The organism is Thermomonas sp., assembly GCF_041919455.1.
GTDB lineage: Bacteria > Pseudomonadota > Gammaproteobacteria > Xanthomonadales > Xanthomonadaceae > Thermomonas.
Genome location: NZ_JAYRTQ010000010.1, coordinates 107,989 through 121,532, shown reverse-complemented (window position 1 = coordinate 121,532; position 13,544 = coordinate 107,989). Strand labels below are relative to the sequence as shown.

Genomic DNA, 13,544 nt, shown 5'->3' with positions numbered 1-13,544 from the left:
GCATGACTACTACGATCCGCCGCGCCAACCTTGACGACGCGCCCGCGCTCGCCGAACTCGGCGCGACGACCTTCATCGAAGCCTTCGGCCAGCTGTACTCGCCGGAGGACCTGCAGGCCTTCCTCGAGGAAAGTCATTCGGTGGCCGCCTACGCGAAGGTGCTGGCGAACGCCGATTACGCACTGTGGATCGCGGAGAGGGGTGGCCGCGCGATCGGTTATGCGCAGGCCGGGCCGTCAGGCTTGCCGCATGCGGACGTCCGGCCCGGCGATGGCGAGCTGAAGCGCCTGTACCTGCTGAAAGGCGAGCAGAACGGCGGCGTTGGCCGCGCGCTGTTCGAGCAGGCGCTGGCCTGGCTGGAACGCGACGGGCCACGCATGCTGTGGATCAGCGTGTGGTCGGAAAACCTCGGCGCGCAGCGCTTCTACGGGCGCCACGGCTTCGAGTACGCCGGGGAGTACGAATTCATCGTCGGCGAGCAGCGCGACCGCGAATTCATCTACCGGCGGCATCCGCGCGCCGCTTGAACCCCGACATGAAAACGGCCACCTTGCAGTGGCCGTTTTCGCATGCAACGTCGGCGCGAGGATCAGTCGGCGACGACCAGGGTCACGTCGATGTTGCCGCGGGTTGCGTTGGAGTACGGGCAGACGATATGGGCGGCATCGACCAGCGCCTGCAGGGTGTCGCGCGGCACGCCCGGCGCCTTGATGGTGAGTTCGGCCTCGATGCCGAAGCCGGTGGGGATCGCGCCGATGCCGACCTTGCCGGTCACGGTGGTGTCGGCGGGCAGGGCGACCTTCTGCTTGCCGGCCACGTGCTTGAGCGCGCCGAGGAAGCAGGCCGAGTAGCCGGCGGCGAACAACTGCTCCGGGTTGGTGCCCGGGTTGCCGGCACCGCCCAGCCCCTTGGGCACGGCCAGGGCGACATCGAGCACGCCATCGGACGACACCGCGCGGCCGTCGCGGCCCCCGGTGGCGGTGGCGGTGGCGGAATACAGGACGGTTTCGATCGACATGGCGGGGGGTTCCTGGGGCGGGTCGGATGCCAAGCGTACTATCCGGGCCATCAATCGGGCGCAGACGTGCAGGATCACATCAGTGAGTGAACGCAAGCCGCGGGTGCTGCTGGTGCATGGCCTGCTCAATGCCGACTGGTGGTTGCGGCCGCTGGCCGCGCGGCTGCGTGCCGAGGGCTTCGAGACCGCGCTGTTCGGCTACTCCAGCGTGCTGGACGGCCCGGAACGGGCGGTGCCGAAGTTGCTGGAGCGGCTGCGCCGCGAGCCGGCCGACGCCTTGGTCGGCCACAGCCTGGGCGGGCTGATCGCGCTGGAATCGTTGCGGCAGGCGCCGGAGCTGGCGGTGTCGCGGGTGGTCTGCCTGGGCTCGCCGCTGTGCGGCAGCCAGACTGCGCGCAACCTCGCGGCCAGTCCGTGGACGCGTCCGTTGCTCGGCCGCAGCGCGCCGATGCTGGCCGGCGGGCTGGCCGGTTGGGACGGGCCGGCGCAGGTCGGCGTGGTGGCCGGCGACGTGGCGCATGGCTTGGGCCGGCTGTTCGCGCGCTTCGATGGGGGTTCGGACGGCACCGTGGGGCTGGAGGAAACCCGCCTGCCAGGGCTGGCCGACCACTGCACCGTGCACAGCAGCCACACCGGGCTGGTGTTCTCGCCCGCGGCAGTGCGCCAGGCCGCGCATTTCCTCCGCCACGGCCGCTTCGAGCGCGCCGCCGAACCGCCCGCCGTATAATCCGCGCCCTCTGGTTTCCGCTGGATGCTGCAATGGGACGTGGTCCTTCCATCGAAGGTCGCAAGAACGCGGTCGACGCCAAGCGCGGCAAGATCTTCACCAAGGTGATCCGCGAGATCTCGGTGGCGGCGCGCGCCGGTGGCGGCGACCCGGCCGGCAACCCGCGCCTGCGGGTGGCGATCGACAAGGGCCTGGCGGTCAACATGTCCAAGGACGTGATCGAGCGTGCGGTCAAGAAGGCCACCGGCGAGCTGGAAGGCGTCGAGTACGAGGAAATCCGCTACGAGGGCTACGCGCCCGGTGGCGTAGCGGTGATCGTGGACTGCCTGACCGACAACCGCGTGCGCACCGTGGCCGACGTCCGCCATGCGTTCGGCAAGTTCGGCGGCAACATGGGCACCGAAGGCTCGGTCGCCTTCATGTTCAGGAAGCTGGGCGTGCTCAGCTACGACACCGGTGCCGATGAAGACGCCATCACCGAGGTCGCGATCGAGGCCGGTGCCGACGACGTGACCGTCTACGACGACGGCGCCATCGACGTGATCACCGCGCCCGATGCCTTCGCCGAGGTCAAGGCGGCGATGGAAGCCGCCGGCCATGTCCCCGGCTTCGCCGAAACCACCCTGCGCGCCGACAACGACATCGCGGTGGAAGGCGATACCGCCGAGCAGGTGAAGAAGCTGCTGGCGTGGCTGGAAGACATGGACGACGTGCAGAACGTCTATTCCAACGCCGACCTCGGCGACGCTGCGTAAGACGCCGGATCCATATCCTGTCGCATGCAGTCGCTGCCATCCATGGCGCTACACATTCGATGTCTCGGGCCCTGGCCCGGCCATCCATGGTCGGGCATTCGGGTGCGCAGCGTGCGCCTTGAGGGCGCCCGCTAGCATGCGCACCCGAATTCTCGGCATCGACCCCGGTTCGCAGCGGACCGGCGTGGGCATCATCGACGTGGACGCCGCGGGCAAGGTCGTGCACGTGCACCACCAGCCGATCAAGTTGCTGGATGCCGAATCCTTCCCGCTGCGCCTGCGCGTGTTGCTGGACGGGCTGTGGTCACTGATCGAACAGTTCGCGCCGGATGAAGTCGCGATCGAACAGGTGTTCCTGTCCAACAACGCGATGTCCGCGCTCAAGCTGGGGCAGGCGCGTGGCGCCGCGATCGCCGCCTGCGTGGCGCGCGACCTGCCGGTGAGCGAATACGCGGCCAAGGAAGTGAAGCTGGGCCTGGTCGGCAGCGGTGGCGCCGACAAGACCCAGGTGCAGCACATGGTCGGGATCATGCTGGGCCTGCAGGGCAAGCTGCAGGCCGATGCCGCCGACGCGCTGGCGGTCGCGATCACCCATGCGCACGTGCGCGTCAGCGCCAACCGGCTGGGCGTGGCCACGCGCACGGCGTGGCGGAAATCTCGATGAGAAGCCGCACGATGAGAGGCTCGCGATGATCGGTCGGCTCAAGGGAATCCTGATCCACAAGGCGCCGCCGTGGGCGAAGCGGCGCGCTTGCGAGGCATTGCCTCGCGCGCTGCCGAGCGCCCGGCCACGGAAGGCCGGGCCGGGGGTTGCCGAAGCGAGGCAGTTGCGCCATGGATGGCTGCGTGAGGCGGCGCCATGATTGGTCGCTTGAAAGGCATCCTGATCCACAAGGCGCCGCCGTGGTTGGTCGTGGACGTGCATGGCGTCGGCTACGAACTCGAAGCGCCGATGAGTACCTTCTACGACCTGCCCGAGGTCGGCCGCGAGGTGTTCCTGTTCGTCCACCACGCGCAGAAGGAAGACAGCGTCTCGCTGTATGGCTTCCTGCGCGAATCCGAGCGCCGGCTGTTCCGCGACGTGCAGAAGGTCAGCGGGATCGGCGCGAAGATCGCGCTGGCGGTGCTGTCCGGCGTCTCCGTGGACGAGTTCGCGCGCCTGCTGCAGGCCAGCGACGTGGCCGCGTTGACCCGCATCCCCGGCATCGGCAAGAAGACCGCCGAACGCATGGTGGTGGAATTGCGCGACCGCGCTGCCGGCATGGCCACGGGCCTGCCCTCGGGTGCCGCCACGCTGCCGCACGATCCGCTGTCCGAGGCCATCACCGCCCTGCAGGCGCTGGGCTACAAGCCGGCCGACGCCGACCGCATGGCGCGCAAGGTCGCCGTGGATGGCGACACGGCCGAAACCATCATTCGAAAAGCGCTACAGTCCGCGCTTCGCTGAGGCCGGGGACCCCGGAATCGCATGTCCAAATCTCACGCCAGCCAGCCGCATGACCCGCAGTCGCACGCGCAGGGTCATGGCCAGGTCGGCCTCGCCGGCCTGATCGTCGGTGCCGTCGGGGTCGTCTTCGGCGACATCGGCACCAGCCCGCTGTACACCCTGCGCGAGGCCTTCAGCCCGCATTACGGCCTGATCGCCAACCACGACACCGTGCTCGGCATCCTGTCGCTGGTGTTCTGGGCGCTGATGCTGGTGGTCACCCTGAAGTACGTGACCATCATCATGCGCGCCGACAACGATGGCGAGGGCGGCATCATGGCGTTGATGGCGCTGGCCCAGCGCAGCCTGCCGAAGGGCTCGAAGTCGACCTACGCGATCGGCATCCTCGGCATCCTCGGCGGTTCGCTGTTCTTCGGCGACGGGGTGATCACCCCGGCGATCTCGGTCCTCTCCGCGGTCGAGGGCCTGGAGGTGGTCGCCCCGCAACTGCACAGCTGGATCGTGCCGATCACCTTGCTGGTCCTCGTGGCGCTGTTCGCCACCCAGCGTTTCGGCACGGCCAAGGTCGGCAAGGTGTTCGGTCCGATCACGATCCTCTGGTTCACCTCGCTGGCGGTGCTCGGCGTAGTCAACATCCTGCACGAGCCGGAAGTGCTCCACGCGATCAACCCGTGGTGGGCGATGCGTTTCTTCGCGGAACACACCTGGGGCGGCGTGTTCATCCTCGGCGCGGTGGTGCTGGCGGTCACCGGCGGCGAGGCGATCTACACCGACATGGGTCACTTCGGTGCCAGGCCGATCCGCTATGCCTGGTATTTCTTCGTGCTGCCGGCGTTGATGCTCAATTACCTGGGCCAGGGCGCACTGGTGCTGGAAGACCCGGCGGCGATCCGCAACCCGTTCTACATCGGCGTGCCGGAGTGGGCGCGCTGGCCGATGATCGGGCTGGCGACGGCGGCGACGGTGATCGCATCGCAAGCGGTGATCACCGGCGCGTTCTCGATCGCGCGGCAGGCGATGCAGCTGGGCTACATCCCGCGCATGCGGATCAAGCACACCAGCCGCGACACCATCGGCCAGATCTACATTCCCGGCATCAACTGGATGCTGATGGTGCTGGTCATCGTGCTGGTACTGACGTTCCGCACGTCGACCGCGCTGGCCACCGCATACGGCATCTCGGTATCGATGACGATGCTGATCGACACCCTGCTGCTGGCGATCGTGGCGCGCGCGCTGTGGACGCGCTGGCGCTGGTGGGTCCTGCCGCTGTGCGTGGTGTTCCTGGTCGCCGATGTCGCCTTCGTGATCGCGAACGGCGCGAAGATCCTCGCTGGCGGCTGGTTCCCGGTAGTGCTGGGTGCGGCGCTGTTCACCCTCATGCGCACCTGGCGTCGCGGACGCGAGCTGCTGCGCGCCGAAGTGCGCAAGGAAGGCATCCAGCTGGATACCTTCCTGCCCGGCCTGATGCTGGCGCCGCCGGTGCGGGTGCCGGGCACCGCGGTGTTCCTCACCGCCGACCCGAGCGTGGTGCCGCACGCATTGATGCACAACCTCAAGCACAACAAGGTACTGCACGAGCACAACGTGTTCCTGACCGTGGAGACGCTGAACACGCCGTACGCGCCGAAGGAAAAGCGGCTGAAGATCGAGTCGATCAGCGGCGAGGATTTCCACCGGGTGCTGATCCGCTACGGGTTCATGGAAACACCCGACGTGCCGCTGGCGCTGATGCGCAGCTGCGACCAGTGCGACCTCAGTTTCAACCCGATGGACACCACGTACTTCGCCAGCCGCGAGACCATCGTCGCCGGCCACCATCGCGGCATGCCGATCTGGCGCGACAAGCTGTTCGCACTGATGCATCGCAATGCCGCGCCGGCCACGGGCTTCTTCCGCATTCCCGGCAACCGGCTGGTCGAGTTGGGCGCACAGGTCGAAATCTGACGACAGGTTGATTCCGCCGCTGGGCGCCTGCATCTCCTGCAGATGCCGACCATCCCGTTCTCCCTGCTCGACCTCGCCCCGGTCTGCGAAGGCAGCACGCCCTCGCAGGCCTTCGCCAATGCGCTCGACCTGGCCCGCCATGCCGAAGCGCTGGGCTACAAGCGCTACTGGCTGGCCGAACACCACAACATGCCGGGCATCGCCAGCGCGGCGACCTCGATCCTGATTGGCCATATCGCCGGCGGCACTTCGAGGATCCGCGTGGGTGCGGGTGGAGTGATGCTGCCCAACCACTCGCCGCTGCAGGTGGCGGAGCAGTTCGGCACCCTGGTCGCCCTGCATCCGGGCCGCATCGACCTGGGCATGGGCCGCGCACCGGGCACCGACCACGCCACCGCCAAGGCCTTGCGCCGCTACTACGACAACGCCGATGCCTTTCCGCGCGACGTGCAGGAAGTGCTGCATTACTTCGAGCCGGTGCAGCCGGGACAGGCGGTGCAGGCGGTGCCGGGCAGCGGGCAGGACGTGCCGGTGTGGATCCTCGGCTCCAGCCTGTTCGGTGCGCGCCTGGCCGCTGCACTGGGACTGCCGTACGCCTTCGCCTCGCATTTCGCACCGGCGGCGATGGACGAGGCGCTGGCCCTCTACCACCGCGATTTCCGGCCCTCTGCGCGCCTGCGCACGCCGTACGCGATGCTGGCGCTGAACGTGTTCGGTGCCGATACCCGCGCCGGGGCCAAGCGCCTGGCCACCAGCCAGCAGCAGAGTTTCGTCCGCCTGCGTCGTGGTGAACTCGGGCTGGTGCCGCCGCCGATCGACGACATCGAGGCGTTCTGGACACCGGCCGAGAAATCGATGGTGGCCGAGGCGCTGGCCTGCAGCGTGGTGGGCGACGCGGCCGACCTGCGCGAGGGCATCGCCGCCTTCGTGGCCCGGCATCGCCCGGACGAACTGATGCTGACCGGCAACATCTTCGACCACGCCGCGCGCAAGTATTCGTTCGCGCTGGCCAGCCAGGCCTTCATCGACACGCGGCTGGCGTAAGCGATCTGTTCCCTGCCTTTCGCCAGAGACGAAGGGCAGGGCTGAAATGCGGCGATAATCCAGGCATGACCGAAGACCGCATCATCGGCGCCGGCGCCACCCGCGAAGACGAAGCCGCCGAGGCCAGCATCCGTCCGCGCAGCCTGGGCGATTACCTCGGCCAGCAGCCCGTCCGCGAGCAGATGGAGATCTACATCCAGGCCGCCAAGGGCCGTGGCGAGGCGCTGGACCACGTGCTGATCTTCGGGCCGCCTGGCCTGGGCAAGACCACGCTGAGCCACGTGATCGCCAACGAACTCGGGGTCAGCCTGCGGGTGACGTCGGGCCCGGTGATCGAGAAGGCCGGCGACCTCGCGGCCCTGCTCACCAACCTGCAGCCGCACGACGTGCTGTTCATCGACGAGATCCACCGGTTGTCGCCGGTGGTCGAGGAAATCCTCTATCCGGCGATGGAGGACTACCAGATCGACATCATGATCGGCGAGGGTCCGGCCGCGCGTTCGATCAAGCTGGACCTGCCGCCGTTCACCCTGATCGGTGCCACCACCCGCGCCGGCCTGCTGACCGCGCCGTTGCGCGACCGCTTTGGCATCGTCCAGCGGCTCGAGTTCTATTCGCCGGAGGAGCTCACCCGCATCGTCCGCCGATCCGCGCGCATCCTCGGCATCGACTGCGATGCGGACGGCGCCGGCGAGATCGCCCGCCGCGCGCGCGGTACGCCGCGCATCGTCAACCGCCTGCTGCGCCGCGTCCGCGACTACGCGCAGGTCAAGGGCAGCGGCGGCATCGACGCGGGCATCGCGCGCGCGGCGATGGACATGCTGAAGGTCGACCCCGAGGGCTTCGACGAACTCGACCGGCGCATGCTCGGCATCATCATCGACGCCTTCGATGGCGGCCCGGTTGGCGTGGAGTCGCTGGCGGCGGCGCTGAGCGAGGAGCGCGGCACGCTGGAAGACGTGATCGAGCCCTACCTGATCCAGCAGGGCTACCTGGTGCGCACCGCGCGCGGGCGCATGGCGACAGCGAAGGCCTATCGCCACCTGGGCTTCAAGCCGAAGGCGGGCGGCAACACGGAACTGTTCGATTCGGAAAAGGGGTCGGAGTGAATTTCCTGCCCAACCTCTCCCATCGTTCCGGACGCTCCGTCAGGAAACTTCACTCTGACCCCTTTTCCGCAGCGGCGATGCCGTGAGCGAAATTCCCGGCTCTGCCTTTTCCTGGCCCGCCCGCGTCTACTGGGAAGACACCGATGCCGGCGGCGTGGTCTACCACGCACGCTATCTCGCCTTCATGGAGCGTGCGCGCAGCGAATGGATGCGGGCGCTCGGCTGGGACCAGGGCGTGCTGCGCGATCGCGACGACCAGGTCTTCGTGGTGCGGGCGATGGACATCGACTTCCGTGCGCCGGCCCGGCTCGACGATCAGCTGCAGGTCAGCGTCCGGCTGCTTGAATGCCGCGGGGCCAGCTTCAGCGTGGGCCAGCGCATTGAACGCGATGGCGCCTTGCTGGTCGAATCCCGGGTCAGGATCGCCGCGTTGCGCGCCTCCGACTTCAGGCCGCGGCCGATCCCCGATGCACTGCTCACCGAATTGAAGTCCTTGCTGGAGACCGCTTGATGCCCGTCGCGATGCTGCAATCCATGCCCCAGCCGCTGCCGGAAGAGGCCGTGGCGACCACCACCGAACTGGCCGCGAACGCGGCGACGTCCGCGATGGCGGCAGGCGCGCATGGCGGGATCAACTACATCGACCTGATGCTCAAGGCCAGCCTGCCGGTGCAGCTCATCGTGGCGTTGCTGCTGGTGGGGTCGCTGATCAGCTGGGTGATCATTTTCCGCAAGTCGCGGGTGTTCAAGCAGGCCAACGAGGAGGCCCGCGAGTTCGAGGACCGGTTCTGGTCGGGCACCGACCTCAACAAGCTCTATGCCGCCGCCAGCGACCGCAGCCGCGTGTCCAGTGGGCTGGAGGCGATCTTCGAGAACGGTTTTCGCGAGTTTGTTCGCTTGAAGGACAGGCGTGATCCCGACGGGCGGGTACAACTGGAAGGCGCGCAGCGGGCGATGCGGGTGGCCGGCACGCGCGAGATCGACCAGCTGGAACGCAATCTGGAGTTGCTCGCCAACATCGGCTCGACGGCGCCCTACGTGGGTCTGGTCGGCACCGTGTTCGGCATCATGGTGACCATGCACGACATGCTCAACAGCGGCGAGCAGGCGGGCATCGCCGCGGTGGCGCCGGGCATTTCGGAGGCGCTGTTCGCGACCGCCATCGGCCTGTTCGTGGCGATCCCGGCGGTGTGGGCCTACAACCGCTTCACCACGCGCGTGGAACGGCTCGCCGTGCGCTACGACAGCTTCGCCGAGGAGCTCAGTTCCATCCTGCAGCGCCAGGCACCCGCGGGCTGACCGGAGTCCTCCATGGCCGGAATCGCGATCCATCGCAAGCGCCGCAAGCTCAAGTCCGAGATCAACGTCGTGCCGTACATCGACGTGATGCTGGTGCTGCTCATCATCTTCATGGTCACCGCCCCGCTGCTCAACGTGGGCGTGGACGTGAACCTGCCGCAGGCGAATGCCAAGGCGCTGGACACCAAGAAGAAGGATCCGGTGGTGGTGCAGGTCGACAAGGACGGCAACCTGGCGTTGATGCACGAAGGCCAGGACCGGCCGCGCGGGGTGACCCGCGAGCAACTGGTGAGCATGGTGCAAGGCTTCAAGAGCGCAGACCCCGATCTGGTGGTCTACGTTGCAGGCGATCGTGACGCCCGCTATTCGGAAGTGCTGGGCGTGATGGCGGACCTGCAACGTGCCGGGATCGGCCGCGTCGGCTTGATGGGCGACCAGACGGCGGGTAGCGCGGGCAAGTGAGCGCAGATCGCCGAGGCAGCCTGCAGGCAGGGCGGGAATCCAGTGCCCGCGTGAGTACGGCGGTGTTGCAGGCAGTCGGCCTGCATCTTGGCCTGCTGGCGTTGCTGTTCGCGAGCATGTACTTGCCGCGGGAGACGGTGGCCGAGGCCGCGCGAGGCGAGGCGGTTTCCGCCGACCTGGCCACGGCATCCGACCTCAGCGCCAGCATGCAGCGCGCATTGCGTCGCGATCCCGAGCCGCTGCCGCAGCCCATCGTCGAACCCGAACCCCTGCCGCCGGAACCCGAGCCCTTGCCGGAGCCCGTGGTCGAGCCGCCGGTGGACGAACTGCCGCCGCCCGAGCCCGATCCCGCGCCGGTCGAGCAGGAGCGCGTGCAACGCGATGCCGACTCCGCGCAGGTGGCCAAGGTCGACCAGGAGCAGGACGAGCAGCGCAAGGCGCCGGACCAGGCCGAACTGGACGCGCGTCGACGCATGCAGGCGCTGGCGGAAATCCGCCGGCAACGTGCCCTGGCCGTGCAGGAACGCACGATGGCCGAGCAGCGCGCCCAGCAGTTGAACGATGCGCGCAACAGCGCCGCCACGCCGACCCGGCCGCCGCCGGGCAATCCCGACAGTCGCCTGCGGGAAAGCGCGGGCTATCAGGTCGCCCTGATGAACGCGATCCTGCGCCAGTGGACGCGACCGGAGTCGGTGAAGCTGGGCCAGGTCTGCCAGGTCCTGATCCGGCAGATCCCGGGCGGGGAAGTGGTGTCCGTGGAGATTTCGCCCAGCTGTCCTTACGACGAACAAGGCCGGCGTTCGGTCGAAGCAGCCGTGCTGAAGGCTTCGCCGCTGCCGTATGCCGGCTTCGAGGACGTGTTCGAGCGCAACCCCGTGCTCAAGTTCCGCGCCGAAGACCTCTGAATCGCCGAAGATGGCGGCTTGGTCCGTCGCCGTTCATCCACTTTCACACCGGATGGGCGACCCTGTTCATCTTGTCGACCGCCCGCGAGGCCGCATGATCCGGATTGCCCGTCGCCTGTTCGTTTCCCTCTTCCTGCTGGCCCCGGCGTTCGCGGCATCCGCGCAATCGCGTGGCGGGCTGGAAATCGACATCGTCGGCGGCAATGCCGCGGCCCTTCCGATCGCGGTGGTGCCGTTCGGCGGCGAGACCGGCGAGACCGATGTCGACGACATCATCCGCGCCGACCTGGCCCGCTCCGGCCAGTTCCGCACCATCGCCGAAGCCGGCTTGCCGGAACGCCCGACCCAGGGCAGCGAAGTCGCGTATCCCACGTGGCGCATGCTCAAGCAGGACTTCCTGCTGGTCGGTCGCAGCATCCCGAGCGGCGACGGTTACCGGGTCGAATACGAATTGTTCGACGTGGCCAAGCAGCAGCGCCTGCTCGGCTTCGCGCTGACCGCCCCGGCCGGCGCGATGCGCGACGTGGCCCACCAGATCAGCGATGCGGTGTACGAGAAGATCCTCGGTGTGCCCGGCGCGTTCTGGACCCGCATCGCCTACGTGACCTCGAGCGGGCTGGGCCGCAATGCGAGGTACGCACTCATGGTCGCCGACTCCGACGGCTTCAACCCGCGCACGGTGGTGAATTCCACCGAGCCGCTGATGTCGCCGTCGTGGGCGCCGGACGGGCGTCGGCTGGGCTATGTCAGCTTCGAAGGCGGCAACTCGGCGGTCTACATCCAGGACATCGCCAGCGGCTCGCGTGAAAAGGTCGCGAGCTTCCGCGGCATCAACGGTGCGCCGAGTTTCTCGCCGGATGGCAACCGGTTGGCGCTGACCCTCTCGAAGGGCGGCAATCCGGACATCTACGTGATGGACCTGGGCAGCAAGCACCTCACCCAGGTGACCAACCACTTCGGCATCGACACCGAACCGACCTGGAGCCCGGACGGCGCCAGCCTGGTGTTCACCTCGGATCGCGGTGGTCGCCCGCAGCTCTACCAGGCCTCGGCCGGCGGCGGCAGCGCGACCCGGATCAGCTTCGAGGGCAGCTACAACGCCAGCCCGTCGGTCAGCTTCGATGGCAAGAAGATCGCGGTGGCGCAGGGCGCGGGCAATACCTATCGGATCGCCTTGCTTGACCGCAGCCTGGGCAGCCCGCGCTGGAGCCTGCTGTCGCCGGGCTCGCTGGACGAATCGCCGAGCTTCGCCCCGAATGGCGCGATGGTGCTGTATGCCGCCCGCGAAGGCCGCCGCGGCGTGCTCTACGCGGTGTCCGCCGATGGCCGCGTGCGCCAGCGCCTGGTGCTGGCCGAAGGTGATGTCCGCGAGCCCGCCTGGTCGCCCTATCGCAAGCGCTGACCGTCGCGCATCGCTAACGTCGCCGGACTAGACTGCAAGCCCATTCAGGCCCCTGAACCGATTTGTCGAACGAGGAACTCCCATGAACGCATCCGCCTCCCGCATCGCCCGTACCATGCTGCTCGCTGCCCTGGCCTCCGTCATCGCCGTCGGCTGCAGCAAGAAGGTCAAGGAAACCCCGCCGACCGACACGGGCGCGAGCACCGGCACCACCACCACGCCGGTCGATGACGGTGGCGCGACGCGTCCCGGCGCGTATGGCCCGAACGACCTGGATACCGATGCCTGCCTGCGCAACCGCGTCGTCTACTTCGACCTGGACCAGGATGCGCTGAAGCCGGAATTCCAGGCCGCGATGGCCTGCCATGCCAAGTACCTGCGCGACCGCCCGACCGCGCGCCTGCGCCTGGAAGGCAATGCCGACGAGCGCGGCAGCCGCGAATACAACCTGGGCCTGGGCGAGCGCCGCGGCAATGCGGTGTCCTCCGCGCTGCAGGCCAGCGGCGGCTCCGCCAGCCAGCAGACCGTGGTCAGCTACGGCGAAGAGCGTCCGGTCTGCAACGAAGGTGGCGAAAGCTGCTGGTCGCAGAACCGTCGCGTCGAACTGGTCTACAGCGCCAAGTGATGCGCGTCGCAACCACGGCGGTCGTGTTGGCGGCGATGCTCAGTGCATCGCCGCTGGCGCTGGCTCAGCGGGCAAGCCTGGCGGACCGCGTGGCCGTGCTGGAACAGCGCGCTGCCGGCGACCAGGGCGCGACCGAACTGGTCAACCAGATGACCCAGCTGCGCAGCGAGGTGCAGGCGCTTCGTGGGCAGATCGAGGAGCTGCAGCAGCAACTCGAACAGGCCAAGCAGGGCCAGCGCAGCCAATACCTCGACCTCGATGGCCGGCTCAACCGGCTGGAGGGCGGGGCACCGGCGTCGTCTTCATCCTCTTCGTTGCCGCCGTCGCCAGCACCGATGCAACCGGCACCGGTCGCATCCGCCGGCACGGTCACCGCATCCGAACCCGTGTCGGGTGCGATGGCCGGGATGGACGAGCGCAGCGCCTACAACCATGCGTTCGAGGCCCTGAAGTCCGGCGATTACGTCGAGTCCTCGCGCCGCTTCCGCGATTTCCTCGCGGTGTTCCCCGGTGGGCAGTACGCGCCCAACGCGATGTACTGGCTGGGCGAGAGCTACTACGTCACCCAAAACTACGCGCTGGCCGGCGACCAGTTCCAGTCGCTGCTGGATCGCTTCCCGACCCACGACAAGGCCCCGGGTGCGCTGCTCAAGCTGGGCCTGTCCCAGTACGGGCTGAAGCAGTATCCCGCCGCCGAGACCACCCTGCGCCAGGTCCTGCAGCGCTATCCGAATTCCGATGTCGCGCGCACCGCGGACGACCGCCTGCGCGCGATGCAACTGACCGGCGCCCGTTAAACTAGGC

Annotated in this window: 16 protein-coding genes; 15 read left to right on the top strand and 1 reads right to left on the bottom strand. The window is 68.2% G+C overall.

What is annotated here, in order from left to right:
* The first annotated feature begins 2 nt into the window (after positions 1–2).
* On the top strand, positions 3–527 hold the full coding sequence (locus tag ACE3T8_RS09200) for an N-acetyltransferase family protein (RefSeq protein ID WP_374608689.1): 525 nt from the start codon (positions 3–5) through the stop codon (positions 525–527).
* Between the two features lie 62 nt (positions 528–589).
* On the opposite strand, the gene ACE3T8_RS09195 is transcribed toward ACE3T8_RS09200, so the two are convergent.
* Complete coding sequence (locus ACE3T8_RS09195; RefSeq protein WP_374608687.1) at positions 590–1,018, bottom strand: organic hydroperoxide resistance protein; 429 nt, start codon at positions 1,016–1,018, stop codon at positions 590–592.
* Between the two features lie 82 nt (positions 1,019–1,100).
* On the opposite strand from ACE3T8_RS09195, the gene ACE3T8_RS09190 reads away from it, so the two are divergent.
* From ACE3T8_RS09190 to ybgF, 14 genes are all read left to right on the top strand, one after another.
* On the top strand, positions 1,101–1,745 hold the full coding sequence (locus ACE3T8_RS09190; RefSeq protein WP_374608685.1) for a lipase family alpha/beta hydrolase: 645 nt from the start codon (positions 1,101–1,103) through the stop codon (positions 1,743–1,745).
* A gap of 32 nt (positions 1,746–1,777) precedes the next feature.
* Positions 1,778–2,500, top strand: a complete 723-nt coding sequence (locus ACE3T8_RS09185; protein WP_374353207.1) for a YebC/PmpR family DNA-binding transcriptional regulator — start codon at positions 1,778–1,780, stop codon at positions 2,498–2,500.
* 136 nt (positions 2,501–2,636) lie between these two features.
* Positions 2,637–3,164: a crossover junction endodeoxyribonuclease RuvC gene (gene ruvC, locus ACE3T8_RS09180; RefSeq protein ID WP_374608683.1), complete on the top strand. Its 528-nt coding sequence runs from the start codon at positions 2,637–2,639 to the stop codon at positions 3,162–3,164.
* Between the two features lie 195 nt (positions 3,165–3,359).
* A complete protein-coding gene (gene ruvA / locus ACE3T8_RS09175) occupies positions 3,360–3,947 on the top strand; it encodes a Holliday junction branch migration protein RuvA (RefSeq protein WP_374608682.1) in 588 nt (195 codons plus the stop codon).
* Positions 3,948–3,968: 21 nt separating this feature from the next.
* Entirely contained in the window at positions 3,969–5,894 is a 1,926-nt protein-coding gene (locus ACE3T8_RS09170; protein ID WP_374608680.1) for a potassium transporter Kup, read from the top strand.
* Positions 5,895–5,936: 42 nt separating this feature from the next.
* On the top strand, positions 5,937–6,938 hold the full coding sequence (locus ACE3T8_RS09165) for an LLM class flavin-dependent oxidoreductase (protein ID WP_374608678.1): 1,002 nt from the start codon (positions 5,937–5,939) through the stop codon (positions 6,936–6,938).
* 65 nt (positions 6,939–7,003) lie between these two features.
* Positions 7,004–8,047, top strand: a complete 1,044-nt coding sequence (ruvB, locus tag ACE3T8_RS09160) for a Holliday junction branch migration DNA helicase RuvB (protein WP_374608676.1) — start codon at positions 7,004–7,006, stop codon at positions 8,045–8,047.
* An 82-nt stretch (positions 8,048–8,129) separates the two neighbouring features.
* Complete coding sequence (ybgC, locus tag ACE3T8_RS09155) at positions 8,130–8,558, top strand: tol-pal system-associated acyl-CoA thioesterase (RefSeq protein WP_374608674.1); 429 nt, start codon at positions 8,130–8,132, stop codon at positions 8,556–8,558.
* 23 nt (positions 8,559–8,581) lie between these two features.
* Positions 8,582–9,346, top strand: a complete 765-nt coding sequence (tolQ, locus tag ACE3T8_RS09150; RefSeq protein WP_374608673.1) for a protein TolQ — start codon at positions 8,582–8,584, stop codon at positions 9,344–9,346.
* Between the two features lie 12 nt (positions 9,347–9,358).
* The gene (gene tolR, locus ACE3T8_RS09145) at positions 9,359–9,808 is read left to right on the top strand and encodes a protein TolR (protein ID WP_374608671.1); all 450 of its coding nucleotides are present in this window, start codon (positions 9,359–9,361) and stop codon (positions 9,806–9,808) included.
* Positions 9,809–9,870: 62 nt separating this feature from the next.
* Positions 9,871–10,713 (top strand): TonB C-terminal domain-containing protein, encoded by an 843-nt coding sequence (locus tag ACE3T8_RS09140; RefSeq protein WP_374608669.1) that lies wholly within the window; start codon positions 9,871–9,873, stop codon positions 10,711–10,713.
* Positions 10,714–10,807: 94 nt separating this feature from the next.
* On the top strand, positions 10,808–12,115 hold the full coding sequence (gene tolB / locus ACE3T8_RS09135) for a Tol-Pal system beta propeller repeat protein TolB (RefSeq protein WP_374608667.1): 1,308 nt from the start codon (positions 10,808–10,810) through the stop codon (positions 12,113–12,115).
* A 115-nt stretch (positions 12,116–12,230) separates the two neighbouring features.
* Positions 12,231–12,740 carry a peptidoglycan-associated lipoprotein Pal gene (gene pal / locus ACE3T8_RS09130; protein WP_374608748.1) on the top strand — a complete coding sequence of 170 codons (510 nt, stop codon included), beginning with the start codon at positions 12,231–12,233 and terminating at the stop codon, positions 12,738–12,740.
* Complete coding sequence (ybgF, locus tag ACE3T8_RS09125; RefSeq protein ID WP_374608665.1) at positions 12,740–13,537, top strand: tol-pal system protein YbgF; 798 nt, start codon at positions 12,740–12,742, stop codon at positions 13,535–13,537. Before pal ends, ybgF begins: the two co-directional genes overlap by 1 nt.
* Positions 13,538–13,544 lie beyond the last annotated feature (7 nt).